The sequence below is a fragment of the Pseudomonas sp. 22085 genome (assembly GCF_052045815.1).
Classification (GTDB): Bacteria; Pseudomonadota; Gammaproteobacteria; order Pseudomonadales; family Pseudomonadaceae; genus Aquipseudomonas; species Aquipseudomonas glycinae.
The window spans coordinates 140,277-155,948 of sequence record NZ_JBQEQA010000010.1 but is presented as its reverse complement, the minus strand read 5'-3'; the positions used below and the strand labels follow the sequence as shown (position 1 = coordinate 155,948).

The following is a 15,672-nucleotide window of genomic DNA, read 5'->3' as shown; positions in this document are numbered from 1 at the left end:
GTCAGGTCATCGGAGTGCTGATGAACGCCTGTGTGCTTTCGGCGTACGCGGTGTATTGGGCGATGCGCGGGAAGCGATCGGCGTCGATCTGGTCGGGGACGACGAGGCCGGTGAAGCTCCAGGCGACGGCCAGGGTGATACCGTCCTGCTGGAGAGAGCCGTCGGTGGGCAGCGGGTGTTTTTCGAGTTCGTGTTCGAGGGCGGTGAAGGCGGCGGCGAGTTGGCCTTCGACGCGTTCGACCCACGGTTGGTATTGAATGTCGGCCGGGCGCAGGTTGCGTTCGTAGTAAAGCTGCACGGCTTTTTCGCAGGCGGCGAGGCCGAGGCCGATCAGACGCAGGGCTTTGACCTGTTGCGGCAGGTCGGTGGGCAGCAGGGTTTTGCCGGACAGGGCTTCGAGGTAGTCGAGGATCAGGGTCGAGTCGATCAGCACTTCGCCGTCATCGAGCACCAGGGTCGGCGCCTTGACCACCGGGTTGATCTGCTGGAAGCGCTCGAAGTGACGGAACACCGAGACCGGATCGTGTTCCAGTTCGATCCCCATGCATTTGGCAGAGATCGCCACGCGGCGCACGTAAGGGGAGTCCAGCATGCCGATCAGTTTCATGACGCGTTCCTTCAAGTCGAACCGGGGAGGGCATAACGTAGCTGAGGTCAGGGGGATTTGTCAGTCTTTGCGAGGGGGCTGTTTTCGCGCTCAACGACCGTAACGAATTGCGACAAAGCGCCGCTCGTCCGACGTTTGTCTTCTATATACAGCCGCTCGACTGAATTTCTTGCTATAAACGCACTCCGATGAGCGCTGTGAAGCCTGTGTCAGAGCAGTTTCCGGGCCTTGTCGGACAAATTCCCGGTATTTACAGTTGCTGAGGCCTCAAACGAGCCTTAGACTGCCGCCCCTTCGTAAATTGAGTGCCGGGTGGCGTTTGCAATAAACGATGCCTTTCCGATGAACGCAGACGGTTCGCCGGAACGCTCCCTAATTCGCCTTAATGCACGTTTTTTATAGAGATATCAATGACAAAGGACAAGTTGCTGGCCATGCCGGCAGATGACTACATGAATGCCGAGCAACAAGCTTTTTTTCAAGAGCTGTTGCAGAACATGAAAGTCGAAACCCATGAGCGCATTGAGCAGAACCGTATTGCCATCGAAAGCCTGGACACCCCGGCTGACCCGGCGGACGCCGCATCGGTGGAAGAAGAGCGCACCTGGCTGGTAAACGCGATCGATCGCGACCAGCGCATGCTGCCGCAACTCGAGCAGGCCCTTGAGCGTATCAAGGAAGACAGCTTCGGCTGGTGCGACGACAGCGGCGAGCCTATCGGCCTGAAACGCCTGCTGATCAGCCCGACCACCAAGTACTGCATCGAAGCTCAAGAGCGGCACGAGCAGATCGACAAGCACCAGCGTCAGGCCTGATTCCTGAGGCGACCCCTTCAATACGGGTCGTCGCGAAAAGATCGCAGCCTTTTGCAGCTCCATCGGGAACAGCAAAAGGCTGCGATCTTTGCTTTTTCTCGTCTGCCGGAAAGTCTCCCTGCCATTCCATTGACCTGCCACAGACCCACGACTAACGGACCATGGATAATGGCGTTGTAGTGGCGTTTAATGCAGCCACAACAATGAGAACAAGCGTGGGGTAACGAAATGACGAGAGATGGATCTCTGGTTGCGGCTCTGCCTGCACCAGTTGTTTTGCCGAAGAATCGCTGGCTGACGCCGACCCTGCAAAGCATCGCCCTGATGCTGTTGCTGGCCGGGATGAGCCTGGGCGAATGGCCCTTGTACGTCAGCATGCCGCTGGCGGTGCTGATCGTCTGGCTGCCGCGCCTGCGTTCTCGGGCGGTCCCCGATGCTCAACCGGTCGACAGCAGCAGCGCGATGTCCGAGCTGACTCGCGACCTTTCCTACACCACCAGCCATAACGCGCTGTCAGCCGCTGGCGTGGCGTTTTCCGTCAAGGAGCTGGCCGGCAAGTTGCAATCGCAACTCGACGCCGCCGCGCAGATCGTCAACAACGCTGAAGTCATGATCGCCACTGAACAGGCCACTTCGCAGCTCAGCCGTGAAGCCTTGGGCGCAGCCAGCGAAGCCCATCACAGCAGCGCGGCGGGGCGCACTGAACTGGTGGACTCGATTTCGCGTATGCATCAGCTCAGCCAGCGCGCCAATGCCAGCCGTGAACTGATCGAAGCCTTGAGTCAGCGCAGCGATGACATTCAGCGCGTGACGCTGGTGATTCAGTCCATCGCCAGTCAGACCAACCTTCTTGCATTGAACGCCGCAATTGAAGCCGCCCGGGCCGGCGAGCACGGTCGTGGATTTGCAGTGGTGGCGGACGAAGTGCGCGGCCTGGCGGCTCGTACCGCGACGGCCACCGGTGAAGTGGGGGAAATGGTCGCCGACATTCAGCAACGCACGGCGCAGGTGGTGGAGCAGATCCGCCAGCTCTCCGACGATTTACACACGGGTGTCGAGCAGGTTGAGCACACCGGTCAGCACCTGGAAAACATCGCGCGACTGGCGGCCGGGGTCGAAAGCCAGGTGGGCGAAATCGCCAGGGGCGCGGAAACCAATCGCGAACAGCTCGACAGTCTGTTCGCTGCCATCGAGCAGATGCGCAGCGATCTGGCTATCAGCGACCAGCAGACTCGTCGTCTGGCCGACGCGGCCGTACAGATGGAAGGGCAGGCGGAAACCATCAGCGAACGCTTGGCCGAAGTCGGGCTGGATGACTATCACCAGCGCATCTACGACCTCGCCCGTGAAGGAGCCAGTCAGATTGCCGCGCGGTTCGAAGCTGATGTCGAGCAAGGTCGTATCAGCCTTGAAGACCTCTTCGACCGACAGTATCAGCCGATTCCGGACACCCAGCCGGCCAAGTTCCAGACCCGTTTCGACCGCTACACCGATCAGGTGCTGCCGGCCATTCAGGAGCCGTTACTGCCGCGTCACGAAGGTCTGGTGTTCGCCATCGCCTGCACACAGCACGGTTATGTGCCGACGCACAATCAGGCATTCAGCCGGCCACTGACCGGAGATGTGCAGGTCGATACCGTCAACAATCGCACCAAACGCAAATTCGCCGACCGTACCGGGATTCGCTGCGGCAGCCATCAGCAACCCGTGCTGTTGCAGACCTACACCCGCGATACCGGCGAGCTGATGCACGACCTGTCGGTGCCGATCATGGTCAAGGGCCGGCACTGGGGGGGCTTGCGTCTGGGCTACAAACCGGAGAATCCGCGCTGAGGCATTGTTGCCGGAATTGCAATTAAGCTGTGCAGCGCCGTCGCTGTTTCCTCTTGATCCAAATCATTAACATGCCTTCATAGTTAGGTTGCTAATGAATTTTGGAGGTCAGCATGCAATGCAGAGTCGATGTCGCGGTGATGATCGGCAGCGGTGTACCCGCCGGTCTGCGTGCGATGGGGCAAAGTGTCTGCTGGGTGGTATTGCTCAATGGCGAGCAGCGCGGCACCGCTTTCGCCAGTCGCGATGAAGCCGAGGAGTGCAGGGCTGCCTGGCTCGCGCAATTGGGCGCGAGATCCGGAGACAGCCTGCACTGACCGAAATCATTTGCCCCGGTGCAGGCGCACATTCAGCTCGTCGACCATTACCGCTTCCTCGCCATCGGCACGCAGCCATTCCTTGAGCAACTGCGCCTGTTGCGGGCTCCAGAATTCTGCGTCAATCAGTTTCGTATCGGGTTCCAGCGGATGGGCTTCGATGAAGTCGTCAATCGCCGTTTCCTCCGAAGGCAGCCCTAATTGGTCGAACAGGGTTGTCAGGTTGTACGCAGGCAGTTCCATGGTGTGCTCCTTGAAGGTTGGCGGGTCGATCACTCTCTTTATCTGAGGGGCTCGCTGGCCAGGAGTTCGATTCTTGATTCCAGTGAACGGGCGAGGGCGCAGGCGGCGTTGTGATTCTCCCGGAAACCTCTGACAAGGCCCGTCGACTTTTCCCTGATATGGAAAAAGCCATTGCCCGCCGGGATCACCTGAAACAACGGTTCGTGAGTGCAAGACTCGATTGTGGAAACGGTCTCGAAGGTGGGAGTGTTCAAGGCAAAGGCTGGTTCGTGAGTCACGGCAAAATGCGTCAAAGTGCACATGTGAAGTCCTTTTCATGGATTGGCCCGCATTTACAGGGTGTTGCGGGTAGTCGCGAACAGCATCGCTGCTCTAGAATCGCCAACACCTGTTGACGGCATGGCGCTATCTAAAGCAATTTTTTGCGTGCGATATGTCGGAAAAGTGCTTTTCTTGGTGAGTTTTTTCCCTAAAGTTCGTAGTCAGTTTTCTCTGGCCAGCCGTGATGCGTTTTTCTTCAACATTTGGAGAACGTCTTTGCGGGTTTCGCGAGGGGCATTCCAGTAGTCTTGTGCAACTTGCGTTGAACAAGCACTTCGTTCGCTCTGGCGTATATTCGAGTCATCGCGCAACACCTTCGGCCAGGCCGATTTTTTCTGCCGTGCGCGCTTTTCGCTTACGGCACTCTTTTCAAGTGTGGGGATGTTTCTTTGGCAGTCAGTAACCTCGATATGCATGCTTTGTTCGTGCTGGGTGATTTGCGGGCAAAGCTGGTCAAGCAGTTTCAATCGCGTTTTGTTTACATCACCGAGCAAAACGCCGAAGGCATTTACGTTGCCGAGATCGACACCGAAAGCGCATTGGTGGTCGATGACAAACCTGGCCTCAAGCTCAAGGTCGGCGATCATTTCAGCGCGTCGGTGCTGCCCAGCCGTGAAGGCGGCAAGATGGACATCCGCTTTCGCGAAATCAAAATGACCGTGTACGGTCTGGGCGATTATGCGTTCGTCACCACGGCCGACGGCCATGCCATCGTGTTCAAGGAAGGCCACAGTGCGTTCACCGTGTTCGCCGCCAACGAGCAGTTACAGGAAGGCCTGACCAAGACCCTGAAAGCCGTCACCGCCAAAGCCGCCAAGTGGCGCAAGGGCGAACTGGTGACCTTCAAGGCCAGCGAGTGAGTCGCGCCGATTTCCATTTGCAGAACCTCGACAGTGCCCGTGAAGAAGCGCGTCGGCTGTTCGTTGCAAAGGCCGAACTGAAGGGCGCGTGGCTGGGTTGGGTCGCTTCGCAAATCTACGCCTTGCAGCCTGCGGAATACGCCAGCATGGTCAGACGCGAGCTGAAGAGCCTGCAGGAAATGTCTGAAAAGTAGCCTTGTTCGTGTCATGCCCCTGAAAAAGCAGGAACCTCGTCTACAGTCAGTTGACTGAGTATTCAGAGGCTTGCGGTCTTCTGTCAGGCCATCCTGCTATTGCTGTGAACGGCACGAGGTGCAAAAGCATGAACGGATTTCGACGGTTGCTTGCCGCCGGGTTGACCACATTCGGTTTGATGACGGTGATGCCTGCGGTGAGCGCGGCACAGGCGCCGATCCACTTCGCCGATCTGAACTGGGAAAGCGGCAGCCTGATTACCGATGTCCTGCGGATCATTGTCGAGAAGGGCTATGGGCTTCCGACCGATACTTTGCCGGGCACCACCATCACGCTGGAGACCGCATTGGCCAACAATGACATTCAGGTCATCGGCGAAGAATGGGCCGGGCGCAGTCCGGTGTGGGTCAAGGCCGAGGCCGAAGGCAAGGTCGCCAGCCTGGGTGACACGGTCAAAGGCGCCACCGAGGGCTGGTGGGTGCCGGAATACGTGATCAAGGGGGACCCGGCCAAGGGCATCAAGCCACTGGCGCCGGACCTGCGCAGCGTCAGCGATCTGAAGAAGTACAAGGATGTGTTCAAGGACCCGGAATCCCCGAGCAAGGGCCGGTTCCTCAACAGCCCGATCGGCTGGACGTCGGAGGTGGTGAACAAGCAGAAGCTTACGGCCTATGGCTTGCAGGATGACTTCACCAATTTCCGCAGCGGCTCCGGTGCGGCGCTCGATGCCGAGATCAGTTCATCGATCCGTCGGGGCAAACCGGTGCTGTTCTATTACTGGTCGCCGACACCGTTGCTCGGCAAGTTCAAGCTGATCCAGCTGGAAGAGCCGCCGTTCGATGCCGAGGCGTGGAAGACCCTGACCGACGCCGATAATCCCAATCCGAAACCGACCCGTTCACTGGCCTCGAAGCTGTCGATCGGGGTGTCCACGCCGTTCCAGAAACAGTATCCGCAGATCGCCGAGTTCTTCAGCAAGGTCGACTTTCCGATTGATGACCTGAACAAGGCGCTCGCCGAGATGAGTGAAAAACATACGCCACCTCGGGATGCGGCGACAGCGTTCATGAAGGCGCATCCGGATGTGTGGCAGTCGTGGCTGCCGAAGGATGTGGCAGATAAGGTTTCAGCTGATTTGAAATAGAGGTCGTATCGATGGGCCTCATCGCGGGCGAGCCCGCTCCCACAAGTTTTTCGGTGTGCTCTGAGCTTTGAAAACACATCGATTCCTGTGGGAGCGGGCTTGCCGCGAAGCTTTTAGAAGCGGGTTTGCACAGCCAGCTCAAAGGTGCGCGGTGTGCCGAGGTAATACGCCGGCGATACATGGGCGAACTCGGCGTACACCTCATTCGTCAGGTTGCGCACCCGTCCGGTCACGGTGGTGTGCGAATCCACCTTGTAGCTGAGGAAGCTGCCAAACAACGTGTACGACGGTACGGTGATGGTGTTGGCATTATCGGCGAACACCGACGCCACGTACCGCGCATCGACCCCGCCTTGCCATTTTGGCGAGAAATCGTAGGTCAGCCACAGATTGCCGACCCGGTCCGGCACGTTGGTCGGTGTGTTGCCCTTGCGCGAAACCACCACGCCGGCGGCGTTCTTCTCGTTGAACTCATCGTATTGCGCATCGACCCAGGCGAAGTTGCCTTCGGCCAGCAACTTGTCGGTGATCCGCAACGAGCTGGCAATCTCGATGCCCTTCGAAGTCTGCTGGCCGACCGGAATACTGCTGGTCGGGTCCAGTGGATCCGTCACGGCGAAGTCCTTGCGCTCAATGGTGTAAGCGGCCACGGTCGCCGAACCGCGTCCGTTAAGGTAGTCGAACTTGCTGCCGATTTCCCATTGCTTGCCGGTCGAGACATCAAAGTCCTGGGTGCCATTGGGTTGCTCGGCGGCAGTGCTGTATTGCACGTACACATTGGCTGACGGAATGAACTGATAGGTCAGGCCGATGCGCCCGGTGACCGGATCCCAGCTGCGCTTCAGATGACGCGGGTTGCTTGCCGTTACCGTGCGATGGTTGGTCACGTCGAGGTCGATGTCGTCGTAGCGCAGACCATTGAGCAGTGAAAGCTTGTCGGTCAGTGCCAGGCGATTTTCGGCGAACAGCGCTTTGGTTGTGACTTGGTTGGTCTTGTCGCTGACGAAACCCGGCATCGTTCCAGGAATGTCATAGAAATGCCCGGGTCGGTAGTTGTTCGGGTTCACCGTGCTGGCGCCTTTGACGTTCAGCGGCGAGTTGGTGGTCTGGTTGACCTTGTACTCGAATCCGCCGGACCAGGTGGTGTCGAGGCCGAAAAGAGTGTTGTCGTGACGCAGTTCGAACTGGTTGCCGTTCTGCTCACCCTGATGGCGCACCTGATAGGCAGTGGAGCGGTTTACTGCGCTGTTGTCGGCGTTGTATTGATAGGTTTCCAGGTTGCGGTAATCGCGTTGGCTGTCCAGGTGATAGAGGGTGTTGCGCAGGGTGGTGCTGTCGTTGATCCGGTAATCGATGATCGAGCGCACCCAGATTGTCCGTTGCTCGTAGCGGCCGTCCTCGACGTTGTAGTTGTTGAAGCGGTTGTGCTTGTCGATCTTCAACTCACCAGCCTTTGGGTTGAGCACCGGCGTACCCCAGTATGGGCTGTCTTCGTGTTCGTCCTGATATTCCAGGGCCAGAGTATGCGACAGGTTTGGCGTCAGGTCGCTGAGCAGCGAGAACGCCACGCTCCAGGCATCGCGTTCCTGGCGGTCGATGTAGCCGTTGCTGGTGTTGTGGCTGACGTCGAGGCGCGCGTAGTGCTGCACGTCGGCACCGGGGTTGGTCAGCGCGTGATTGAGGCCGAATGCGGTTTCGGTGGTGTCGTAGGTGCCATAACTGACTCGGCCATCGATGGCTTGCTCGTCGCGGGTGGCCAGTTTGGTCACGTAGTTCAGCGAGCCACCGACCGAGCCGGCGCCGTTGATCAGTGACGACGGGCCGCCCACCAGTTCCACCCGGTCATAAATCCACGAATCCACGGGACGCGCCAGTCCGCCGGAGACGTTTACGCCGTTAAACATCTGGGTGATCTGGCTGCTGGTAAAACCGCGATAGGAGACGAACCCGCCAAAGCCCGGCGGCGCACTGGCGTTCACTCCCGGCAAGGTGTTGGCCGCGTCCTGAAAGTTTTGCGAACCGTGACGTTCGATGTCATTGCGGTTGGCAATCGCCACTGAGGCCGGAGTGTCGCGCACGCTGAGGCCGAGGCGCGAGGCCATGCCGCTGGACTGGTCGAGGCTCAGGCCAGGCTCGGCGCCGGATTCGCCGTCAATGGTGATCGGCGCCAGATCCACGGTGGATTGCGCCCAGACGTTGACGGACAGGCAGCCGCAGAGGCTCGCCAGCAAGGTAAGTTGTTTCATCGATTGCATCCTGAATGCTTGTTCTCGGAGTCAGCGCACAGGCGAACGCCGCGCGTTGGCGCAGTGGGCTGACAGATCAAAAAGGCAAGGGCATTCAGGCGAGCGGCGGGGCGCGGGGATTGGCCGAAGGCCAGATGAAGCGGGCAGGGAGGTCAGTGCTGACGATGACCGGCAGCGGCGGGCTATGTTGTTCCGGCAGGATCGCCAGGGTCAGGCTGGAGTTGAACGCCGGGCCCATGCCGCCGGTGGAGCACAGCGGGCAGCCGAAGGCTTTTGCCAGGGTCGGCAGTTTTTCTTCGGCGGGATTTGAGGCCAGCGGCGCCTGGGTGCTCGGATCGACGGCGCAGAACTGGCCACCGATACCGTTGAGCTGCATGCCGACCATTTGTCCGTGACCGATGCTGCAGGCGAACACGTTGAACAGGACGCAGCAATAGAGCATCCAGGCCAGCAGTGAACGATCGGTACGGGTGAATTTCATGGGGCGGCACTTTACCGCACCGCCGACCGGTCGTGCACATGGAAAAATGCCGACTAGGATGTTTTGTTCAAATCCCTTTAAAGGATTCTCGACCATGACCTTTGTGTTGGCTCAATGGCTGGTGACGATATTTGCGGTGATCAGCCTGATGCATGTGTATTGGGCGATGGGTGGGCAATGGGCAGCCGTGGCGGTGGTGCCGCAGGTCCCGGTGGACAACGGCGGGCTGACACTCAGGCCGGCGTTCAAGCCGTCAGGTTGGATCACGCTGGTGGTGGCAGCAGCCCTGCTACTGATTGCCGCACTGGTGTGCATGCGAGTGGGATGGTGGCTGCCCGCCGTGCATCACTGGGCGCTGCAATGGGTGATCAGCGCGATTGCGCTGCTGATGTTTGCGCGGGCGATTGGCGATTCGGAACTGGTGGGTTTTTTCAAGGAAGTGAAGGGGTCGCGGTTCGCCCGGCTCGACACTTGGGTTTACTCGCCGCTGTGTCTGATATTGGGAGCCGGGCTGTTGGCTGTTGCCTGGATTTAACTGCCGGTTTCAGTGCGCCGGCTGCTGACCTCGGCCGGCACATCATCCCCGGCCATGCGCTTGCGGAACAGCGCCGCCCGCGCCAGCAGCAAGGTAGTCACCGGCACGGTAATCGACAGCAGAATCGGAATCAGCCATGCGTGCAGCACCGGCCCGGACTTGAGCGCTGAAAAACAGATGATCGAGGCCAGCGCCACGCACCACGCACCGAGGGTCGAGGCCAGCGCCGGTGGGTGCATGCGCTGGAAATAATCTTTCATCCGCAACAGGCCGGTCGCACCGATCAGGGCGAAAATACCGCTGAGCACCAAAAGGATCGCCACCGGGATTTCCACCCAGAGAGACAGTTCAGCGTTCATTCGATCACCTCGCCACGCAGGAGGAATTTCGCCAGGGCAAACGAGCCGACGAAGCCGAACAGCGCGATCAGCAGCGCCGCTTCGAAGTAGGTGTCACTGGCATAACGAATCCCCAGGGTCAGCATCATCAGCATGGCGACGATGTACAGGTAATCCAGCGCCAGTACCCGGTCCTGCGCCGACGGGCCTTTGAACAGGCGCACCAGCGTAAGGACCATGGCCAGGGAAAACAGGAACAGCGTCAGCAGAATCGCGTTCGACAGCAGCGGGCTCATTCGAAAATCTCCATCAACGGCCGCTCGTAAGTGATCTTGAAGTGCTGGATGAACTGCGCCTCGTCATCCAGATCCCACACGTGCAGCAACAGAATGCTGCGATCCAGCGCCAGCTCCGACCACACCGTGCCGGGCACGACCGTACAGATCATCGACAGCGCCGCCAGACCGTTGGCATCGCGCAGGTCCAGCGGCACCTTGATGAAGCGTGAACGAAGCGGCCGACGACCGGCGTTGAGTACGCCCCAGGCCACCTGCAGGTTCGAGACGATCACGTCACGCCCGACCAGCAGAAACAATCGCAGGATCGTGCCCGGGCGGCGGATGTGAATCCGCTGCGGGCGCAGTTTGCGCATCATCAGCGGGGCGCAGAAACCCAGTACTGCACCGAGTAACAGGTTGCCCGGGCTGACCGACAGGTTCAGCACCAGCCACAGCAACCACAGCGCAAGCGACAACCACGGCGCAGGAAACAGACGCTTCATGGTTGCACCTCCAGCAGCGCAGCCTTGGCTTCCGGGCTCGGTACGGCACGGGTGCCGAGCACCGCCATCACGTATTGCTGCGGGTTGTTCAGAGCCTCGGCCGCTGCCTGGGTGTAACGCAGCAGCGGTTCAGCCTTGAAGGTCAGGGCGATGCTCAGGCCGAGCAGCAGGAAAATCGGCGTGCATTCCAGTTTGCGCAGTACGGGCGACGGGCGCTCTTCAGGCGACCAGAAGCGCTGGATCCCCAGGCGCGAGAACGCCATCAACGAGCCGAGCCCGGTAAGGATCAGCAGGGCCAGTAACGCCCAGGCAGCATTCGAGATCGGTTCGCCGGTGCCCAGGCCCAGCGGGTTGAGCAGGGCGCCGATCAGGCTCAGCTTGCCGATGAACCCGGACAGCGGCGGCATGCCGATGATCAGCAGCGCGCAGGCAATGAAGCTCAGACCGAGGAAAGCCATGGTCCACGGAATCACCTGACCAACCAGCGCTTTCTGATCGTCGTCGAGGTTGATGCCCTTGACCGGTCGTTGCCACTCTTGCGGACGCGGCAGCAGTTCGTTCTCGTCTTCCAGCGGCACTTCGATGGCGGTGCGCGAACGCTCGATCAACTCCGCCAGCAGAAACAGTGCGCTCAACGCCAGGGTCGAGCTGACCAGATAAAACAGCGCCGCACCGATCAGGTTCGGCTGGGCGAACCCCACGGCAGACAGCAGAATTCCCGCCGACACCAGAATGCTCAGGCTGGCCATGCGTTCCAGGCGCTGCGCGGCGATGATCGCCACACCTGCGCCGGCCATGGTGGCCATGCCGCCGTAGATCAGCCAGTCGCCGCCGAAATACGCCGAAGCGCCTGCCTGGCCGGAGAACAACAGCGTCCACAGACGCAGCAGGGTGTAGACGCCGACCTTGGTCATGATCGCGAACATCGCCGCTACCGGCGCACTGGCCGACGAGTAGGCCGGCACCAGCCAGAAGTTCAGCGGCCACATGCCGGCCTTGGCCAGGAACGCCACGGCCAGAATCCCTGCGCCAGCGTGCAGCAGGCCTCGGTCGGCTTCCGGCACCAGCGGGATCTTCAGGGCCAGATCCGCCATGTTCAGCGTGCCGGTCACTCCGTAGATCAATGCCGCGCCGATCAAAAACAGCGACGAGGCCAGCAGGTTGATCGAAATGTAATGCAGCCCCGACGACACTCGTGCCCGGCCCGAGCCGTGAAGCAACAGGCCGTAGGATGCGGCGAGCAGCACCTCGAAGAATACGAACAGGTTGAACAGGTCCGCCGTCAGGAATGCGCCGTAAAGTCCCATCAACTGAATCTGGAACAAGGCGTGGAAGCTCGACCCGGCGCCGTCCCAGCGGGCCATGGCGAACAGCAGGGCGCTGACGCCAATGATTCCGGTCAGCACCAGCATCAATGCCGACAGACGATCGACCACCAGCACGATGCCGAACGGCACCTGCCAGTTGCCCGGCAGATAAACCCCAATCGAACCGGGAACGCCGGTGGTCTGGGTCCATTGCAGCAGCATTACCGAGATGCCGAGGCCGAGGAGGCTGGAGAACAGGTTGATTTTCGCCTTCAGCGGACGGTGCTTCTCGCCGAGCATCAGCATGATGGCGGCGGTCAGCAGCGGCAGCAGGATCGGTGCGGCGATCAGGTGAGTCATCGCCGTCATTCCTTGGGCTCCCTTCCATCAACGTGGTCGGTACCGGTCAGGCCTCGTGAGGCGAGCAACACCACCAGGAACAATGCGGTCATGGCGAAGCTGATGACGATGGCCGTCAGCACCAGCGCCTGGGGCAGCGGGTCGGTGTAGTTGAGCAGGTCCTGCGGCACGCCGTCCTTGATGATCGGCTCCTTGCCGATGAACAGGCTGCCCATGCTGAAGATGAACAGGTTGACGCCGTAGGACAGCAGGCACAGGCCCATCACCACCTGGAACGTCCGTGGCCGCAGGATCAGCCAGACCCCGGAGGCGGCGAGCACGCCGATGGCGATTGCGATGACTTCTTCCATCAGACGGCTCCTTTGGCGGCAGCGGTTTTGTGGCCCCGGACCGATTGGTGGGCGAGGGCGGTGAGGATCAGCAAGGTCGAGCCGACCACCACGGCGTAGACGCCGATATCGAAGAACAGCGCGCTGGCGATATGGATGTCACCCAGCAGCGGCAGGCTGAAATGCCAGGTGTGGGTGGTCAGGAACGGATACCCGACCGCCATCGCCCCAAGCCCGGTGACGGTGGCGAACAGCAGGCCGGTGCCCATCCAGCGCAGTGGGCGCAGGCTCATTTGCGCCTCGACCCACTGGGTGCCGGCGACCATGTATTGCAGGATGAACGCCACCGACATCACCAGACCGGCGAGGAAACCGCCGCCCGGCTGGTTATGCCCGCGCATGAACAGGTAGAACGACACCACCAGCGCAATCGGCAGCAGCAGGCGCACCAGCACCGCCGGCACCATCATGAAGCCGAGCGCGGTGTCGCTGGCCGAGCGCGGGTTGACCAGGTCGGTGACCACATCGGGGGCGAGCAAGCGTTGCTGGGCCGGCAGTTGCAGGCTTTCTTTCGGTGGGCGGAAACGCCGCAGCAGGGCGAACACGGTCAGCGCCACGGCGGCGAGCACCGTGATTTCGCCTAAGGTGTCGAAACCACGGAAATCCACCAGCATCACGTTGACCACGTTACTGCCACCACCCTCAGGCAGGGCGCGACTCAGGTAGAACGAGGAAATGTCGTTCGGCGTCTGCCGGGTCAGCATGGCGTAGGACAGCAGCGCCATGCCGCCGCCGACGGCAATCGACAGCAGCAGGTCGCGCAGACGGCGTACCCGCGCCTTGCGCAGGCTGCTTGGCAGCGGCGAAACCTCTTCGATCCGCCGTGGCAGCCAGCGCAGGCCGAGCAGGATCAGGACCGTGGTCACCACTTCGACCACCAGCTGCGTCAGGGCCAGATCCGGCGCCGAGAACCAGACGAACGTCACGCAGGTCATCAGCCCGCAGACGCTGACCATGGTCAGGGCGGCAAGACGGTGATACTTGGCCTGCCATGCTGCGCCGAGGGCGCAGGCGATTGCCAGCAGCCACAGGGTCACGAACACGATCGAACCGGGGATCTTCGGCCGGTCGCCCCAGCTCAGGCTGCTGTGCAGCATCGGGATCAGGCCGGCCAGCACTGCCGCCAGCACCATCAGGAACAATTGCGCTTGAAGGCGCTTGGTGCCGATTCGCCGCTCCAGGCGTCGAGCCAGGCGCATCATCACCACCAGACTGCGTTCGAACATTCGCTTGCCGTTGAGGCGGCCCGCCAGCGGCGGATACTTGAAGCGGCCGCGCTTGAGCTGGTTGCGCAGCAGCAGATACAGCACGATGCCGCCGGACATGGCGATCAGGCTCATGATCATCGGTGCATTGAGGCCGTGCCAGATCGCCAGGCTGTATTCCGGCAGCACGCCGCCCACCACCGGCAACGCGGCAGCGGCCAGCAACGGGCCGACCACCTGGGCCGGGAAAATCCCCACCAGCAGGCAGGTGAACACCAGCAGTTCCACCGGCGCACGCATCCAGCGCGGCGGTTCATGCGGGGTGTGCGGCAGGTCGGTGGCGGTCGGGCCGAAGAACACATCAACGGTGAATCTCAGCGAGTAGGCAACGCTGAACATACCGGCAATGGTCGCGACGATCGGCAGGCTGGTTTCAACCCACGCGGTGGCGTTGATGAACACGGTTTCGGCGAAGAACATCTCTTTCGACAGAAAACCGTTGAGCAGCGGCACGCCGGCCATCGACGCACTCGCGACCATTGCCAGGGTGGCGGTGAATGGAATGAGTTTGAACAGGCCATTGAGCTTGCGGATATCGCGGGTGCCGCTTTCGTGGTCGATGATCCCGGCGGCCATGAACAGCGAGGCCTTGAAGGTCGCGTGGTTGAGAATGTGGAACACCGCCGCCACAGCAGCGAGCGGACTGTTCAGGCCCAGCAGCAGCGTGATCAGACCGAGGTGGCTGATGGTCGAGTAGGCCAGCAGCCCTTTAAGGTCGTTCTGGAACATCGCGCAGTACGCGCCGAGCAACAGCGTAGCGGCGCCGGCGCCGCTGACGATGTAGAACCATTCTTCGCTGCCGGACAGCGACGGCCACAGCCGGGCCAGCAGGAAAACCCCGGCCTTGACCATGGTCGCCGAGTGCAGGTACGCCGAAACCGGTGTGGGCGCCGCCATGGCGTGGGGCAGCCAGAAGTGGAAGGGGAACTGGGCGCTTTTGCTGAGGGCGCCGATAAGAATGAGGGGAAGCAGGATGGGGTAGAGGGCATGTGCACGAATCAGGTCGCCGGCGGCCAGGACCTTGTCCAGGTCATAGCTGCCGACCACATGGCCGAGGATCATGACCCCCGCCAGCAGGCACAATCCTCCGGCACCGGTGACCATCAACGCCATATACGCCCCACGGCGCGCGTCGTGGCGGTGGTGCCAATAGCCGATCAACAGGAACGAGAAAAGGCTGGTCAGCTCCCAGAAGAACACGATCTGGATCAGGTTGCCGGAGATCACCAGCCCGAGCATGGCGCCCATGAACGCCAGAAAAAACGCGAAGAAACGCGGCACCGGATCATCCGGCGACATGTAATAACGGGCATATAAGGAAACGAGGGTGCCGATGCCCAGCACCAGCATCGAGAACAGCCAGGCGAAGCCGTCCATGCGCAGAACGAAGTTCAGGCCCAGGCTGGGCAGCCACGTGAACTCCTCGCGGATCACGCCGCCGTGGGCGATCTGCGGATACAGCATCGCGACCGAGAAAGTCCCGATCAGTGCGACCAGGCCTGCCAGCAGAGATTCGGCGTTACGTGCGTTGTGCCGCAGCACGGCTGCCAGACAGCTGCCCAGAAAAGGCAGAAGCAGTAGAACTATCAGGGACATAGGCTTCTAATCTGCGGAAGTTTGTGAAGCATCATACGT

Annotated in this window: 19 protein-coding genes; 7 read left to right on the top strand and 12 right to left on the bottom strand. The window is 60.8% G+C overall.

Going from position 1 to position 15,672, the window contains the following annotated elements; translation table 11 throughout:
- Nucleotide 1: 1 nt before the first annotated feature.
- Nucleotides 2–607, bottom strand: coding sequence for a glutathione S-transferase (locus ACTJK7_RS14560; RefSeq protein ID WP_108562464.1), 606 nt, complete (start codon nt 605–607; stop codon nt 2–4).
- Nucleotides 608–1,017: 410 nt separating this feature from the next.
- Here ACTJK7_RS14560 and ACTJK7_RS14555 point away from each other — a divergent pair, with 410 nt between their 5' ends.
- The 3 genes from ACTJK7_RS14555 (at nt 1,018) to ACTJK7_RS14545 (ending at nt 3,572) form a co-directional block, all read left to right on the top strand.
- The gene (locus ACTJK7_RS14555; RefSeq protein ID WP_011334700.1) at nt 1,018–1,422 is read left to right on the top strand and encodes a TraR/DksA family transcriptional regulator; all 405 of its coding nucleotides are present in this window, start codon (nt 1,018–1,020) and stop codon (nt 1,420–1,422) included.
- A gap of 228 nt (nt 1,423–1,650) precedes the next feature.
- Nucleotides 1,651–3,255, top strand: coding sequence for a methyl-accepting chemotaxis protein (locus ACTJK7_RS14550; RefSeq protein WP_064379450.1), 1,605 nt, complete (start codon nt 1,651–1,653; stop codon nt 3,253–3,255).
- 113 nt (nt 3,256–3,368) lie between these two features.
- Nucleotides 3,369–3,572 carry a hypothetical protein gene (locus ACTJK7_RS14545; RefSeq protein WP_108562462.1) on the top strand — a complete coding sequence of 68 codons (204 nt, stop codon included), beginning with the start codon at nt 3,369–3,371 and terminating at the stop codon, nt 3,570–3,572.
- 6 nt (nt 3,573–3,578) lie between these two features.
- Here the strand turns inward: ACTJK7_RS14545 and ACTJK7_RS14540 are convergent, their stop codons facing one another.
- The 3 genes from ACTJK7_RS14540 to ACTJK7_RS14530 all read right to left on the bottom strand — a co-directional run bounded on the left by ACTJK7_RS14540 (nt 3,579) and on the right by ACTJK7_RS14530 (nt 4,552).
- On the bottom strand, nt 3,579–3,815 hold the full coding sequence (locus ACTJK7_RS14540) for a DUF2789 family protein (RefSeq protein ID WP_064379447.1): 237 nt from the start codon (nt 3,813–3,815) through the stop codon (nt 3,579–3,581).
- A 38-nt stretch (nt 3,816–3,853) separates the two neighbouring features.
- Nucleotides 3,854–4,117 carry a hypothetical protein gene (locus ACTJK7_RS14535; RefSeq protein WP_064379445.1) on the bottom strand — a complete coding sequence of 88 codons (264 nt, stop codon included), beginning with the start codon at nt 4,115–4,117 and terminating at the stop codon, nt 3,854–3,856.
- Between the two features lie 180 nt (nt 4,118–4,297).
- On the bottom strand, nt 4,298–4,552 hold the full coding sequence (locus ACTJK7_RS14530) for a hypothetical protein (RefSeq protein ID WP_170928934.1): 255 nt from the start codon (nt 4,550–4,552) through the stop codon (nt 4,298–4,300).
- On the opposite strand from ACTJK7_RS14530, the gene ACTJK7_RS14525 reads away from it, so the two are divergent.
- The 3 genes from ACTJK7_RS14525 to ACTJK7_RS14515 all read left to right on the top strand — a co-directional run bounded on the left by ACTJK7_RS14525 (nt 4,526) and on the right by ACTJK7_RS14515 (nt 6,335).
- Nucleotides 4,526–4,996, top strand: coding sequence for a hypothetical protein (locus ACTJK7_RS14525; protein WP_084776909.1), 471 nt, complete (start codon nt 4,526–4,528; stop codon nt 4,994–4,996). The genes ACTJK7_RS14530 and ACTJK7_RS14525 overlap by 27 nt on opposite strands.
- A complete protein-coding gene (locus ACTJK7_RS14520; protein WP_011334693.1) occupies nt 4,993–5,190 on the top strand; it encodes a hypothetical protein in 198 nt (65 codons plus the stop codon). The genes ACTJK7_RS14525 and ACTJK7_RS14520 overlap by 4 nt, the downstream gene beginning before the upstream one ends.
- Nucleotides 5,191–5,318: 128 nt before the next feature.
- Nucleotides 5,319–6,335, top strand: a complete 1,017-nt coding sequence (locus ACTJK7_RS14515; protein WP_064379441.1) for an ABC transporter substrate-binding protein — start codon at nt 5,319–5,321, stop codon at nt 6,333–6,335.
- Nucleotides 6,336–6,448: 113 nt separating this feature from the next.
- Here ACTJK7_RS14515 and ACTJK7_RS14510 read toward each other — a convergent pair whose 3' ends face one another.
- Together ACTJK7_RS14510 and ACTJK7_RS14505 are read right to left on the bottom strand one after the other, a co-directional pair.
- Complete coding sequence (locus ACTJK7_RS14510) at nt 6,449–8,581, bottom strand: TonB-dependent receptor (protein ID WP_440780066.1); 2,133 nt, start codon at nt 8,579–8,581, stop codon at nt 6,449–6,451.
- Nucleotides 8,582–8,675: 94 nt separating this feature from the next.
- Nucleotides 8,676–9,062, bottom strand: a complete 387-nt coding sequence (locus tag ACTJK7_RS14505) for a DUF2946 domain-containing protein (protein ID WP_064379437.1) — start codon at nt 9,060–9,062, stop codon at nt 8,676–8,678.
- A gap of 94 nt (nt 9,063–9,156) precedes the next feature.
- Between ACTJK7_RS14505 and ACTJK7_RS14500 the strand changes: the two genes are divergently transcribed.
- The gene (locus tag ACTJK7_RS14500) at nt 9,157–9,597 is read left to right on the top strand and encodes a DUF3995 domain-containing protein (RefSeq protein WP_007950535.1); all 441 of its coding nucleotides are present in this window, start codon (nt 9,157–9,159) and stop codon (nt 9,595–9,597) included.
- Here ACTJK7_RS14500 and ACTJK7_RS14495 read toward each other — a convergent pair.
- Genes ACTJK7_RS14495 through ACTJK7_RS14470 form a run of 6 tightly spaced genes read right to left on the bottom strand, consistent with a single transcriptional unit; the run spans nt 9,594 to nt 15,633 of the window.
- The gene (locus tag ACTJK7_RS14495) at nt 9,594–9,956 is read right to left on the bottom strand and encodes a Na+/H+ antiporter subunit G (protein WP_064379433.1); all 363 of its coding nucleotides are present in this window, start codon (nt 9,954–9,956) and stop codon (nt 9,594–9,596) included. The two genes, ACTJK7_RS14500 and ACTJK7_RS14495, sit on opposite strands and share 4 nt — an antisense overlap.
- The gene (locus tag ACTJK7_RS14490) at nt 9,953–10,231 is read right to left on the bottom strand and encodes a K+/H+ antiporter subunit F (RefSeq protein WP_011334688.1); all 279 of its coding nucleotides are present in this window, start codon (nt 10,229–10,231) and stop codon (nt 9,953–9,955) included. Before ACTJK7_RS14490 ends, ACTJK7_RS14495 begins: the two co-directional genes overlap by 4 nt.
- Complete coding sequence (locus ACTJK7_RS14485) at nt 10,228–10,716, bottom strand: Na+/H+ antiporter subunit E (protein WP_064379431.1); 489 nt, start codon at nt 10,714–10,716, stop codon at nt 10,228–10,230. Before ACTJK7_RS14485 ends, ACTJK7_RS14490 begins: the two co-directional genes overlap by 4 nt.
- Nucleotides 10,713–12,392 carry a monovalent cation/H+ antiporter subunit D gene (locus ACTJK7_RS14480; protein ID WP_440780068.1) on the bottom strand — a complete coding sequence of 560 codons (1,680 nt, stop codon included), beginning with the start codon at nt 12,390–12,392 and terminating at the stop codon, nt 10,713–10,715. The genes ACTJK7_RS14485 and ACTJK7_RS14480 overlap by 4 nt, the downstream gene beginning before the upstream one ends.
- Nucleotides 12,389–12,733, bottom strand: a complete 345-nt coding sequence (locus tag ACTJK7_RS14475; RefSeq protein WP_003192163.1) for a Na+/H+ antiporter subunit C — start codon at nt 12,731–12,733, stop codon at nt 12,389–12,391. Before ACTJK7_RS14475 ends, ACTJK7_RS14480 begins: the two co-directional genes overlap by 4 nt.
- Entirely contained in the window at nt 12,733–15,633 is a 2,901-nt protein-coding gene (locus ACTJK7_RS14470) for a monovalent cation/H+ antiporter subunit A (protein ID WP_440780069.1), read from the bottom strand. The genes ACTJK7_RS14475 and ACTJK7_RS14470 overlap by 1 nt, the downstream gene beginning before the upstream one ends.
- Nucleotides 15,634–15,672 lie beyond the last annotated feature (39 nt).

Coding starts and splice junctions, on each gene's coding strand:
- ACTJK7_RS14560 (WP_108562464.1), bottom strand. CDS start 607: ATGAAACTGATCGGCATGCTGGACTCCCCTTACGTGCGCCGCGTGGCG.
- ACTJK7_RS14555 (WP_011334700.1), top strand. CDS start 1,018: ATGACAAAGGACAAGTTGCTGGCCATGCCGGCAGATGACTACATGAAT.
- ACTJK7_RS14550 (WP_064379450.1), top strand. CDS start 1,651: ATGACGAGAGATGGATCTCTGGTTGCGGCTCTGCCTGCACCAGTTGTT.
- ACTJK7_RS14545 (WP_108562462.1), top strand. CDS start 3,369: ATGCAATGCAGAGTCGATGTCGCGGTGATGATCGGCAGCGGTGTACCC.
- ACTJK7_RS14540 (WP_064379447.1), bottom strand. CDS start 3,815: ATGGAACTGCCTGCGTACAACCTGACAACCCTGTTCGACCAATTAGGG.
- ACTJK7_RS14535 (WP_064379445.1), bottom strand. CDS start 4,117: ATGTGCACTTTGACGCATTTTGCCGTGACTCACGAACCAGCCTTTGCC.
- ACTJK7_RS14530 (WP_170928934.1), bottom strand. CDS start 4,552: ATGCATATCGAGGTTACTGACTGCCAAAGAAACATCCCCACACTTGAA.
- ACTJK7_RS14515 (WP_064379441.1), top strand. CDS start 5,319: ATGAACGGATTTCGACGGTTGCTTGCCGCCGGGTTGACCACATTCGGT.
- ACTJK7_RS14510 (WP_440780066.1), bottom strand. CDS start 8,581: ATGAAACAACTTACCTTGCTGGCGAGCCTCTGCGGCTGCCTGTCCGTC.
- ACTJK7_RS14505 (WP_064379437.1), bottom strand. CDS start 9,062: ATGAAATTCACCCGTACCGATCGTTCACTGCTGGCCTGGATGCTCTAT.
- ACTJK7_RS14500 (WP_007950535.1), top strand. CDS start 9,157: ATGACCTTTGTGTTGGCTCAATGGCTGGTGACGATATTTGCGGTGATC.
- ACTJK7_RS14495 (WP_064379433.1), bottom strand. CDS start 9,956: ATGAACGCTGAACTGTCTCTCTGGGTGGAAATCCCGGTGGCGATCCTT.
- ACTJK7_RS14490 (WP_011334688.1), bottom strand. CDS start 10,231: ATGAGCCCGCTGCTGTCGAACGCGATTCTGCTGACGCTGTTCCTGTTT.
- ACTJK7_RS14485 (WP_064379431.1), bottom strand. CDS start 10,716: ATGAAGCGTCTGTTTCCTGCGCCGTGGTTGTCGCTTGCGCTGTGGTTG.
- ACTJK7_RS14480 (WP_440780068.1), bottom strand. CDS start 12,392: ATGACGGCGATGACTCACCTGATCGCCGCACCGATCCTGCTGCCGCTG.
- ACTJK7_RS14475 (WP_003192163.1), bottom strand. CDS start 12,733: ATGGAAGAAGTCATCGCAATCGCCATCGGCGTGCTCGCCGCCTCCGGG.
- ACTJK7_RS14470 (WP_440780069.1), bottom strand. CDS start 15,633: ATGTCCCTGATAGTTCTACTGCTTCTGCCTTTTCTGGGCAGCTGTCTG.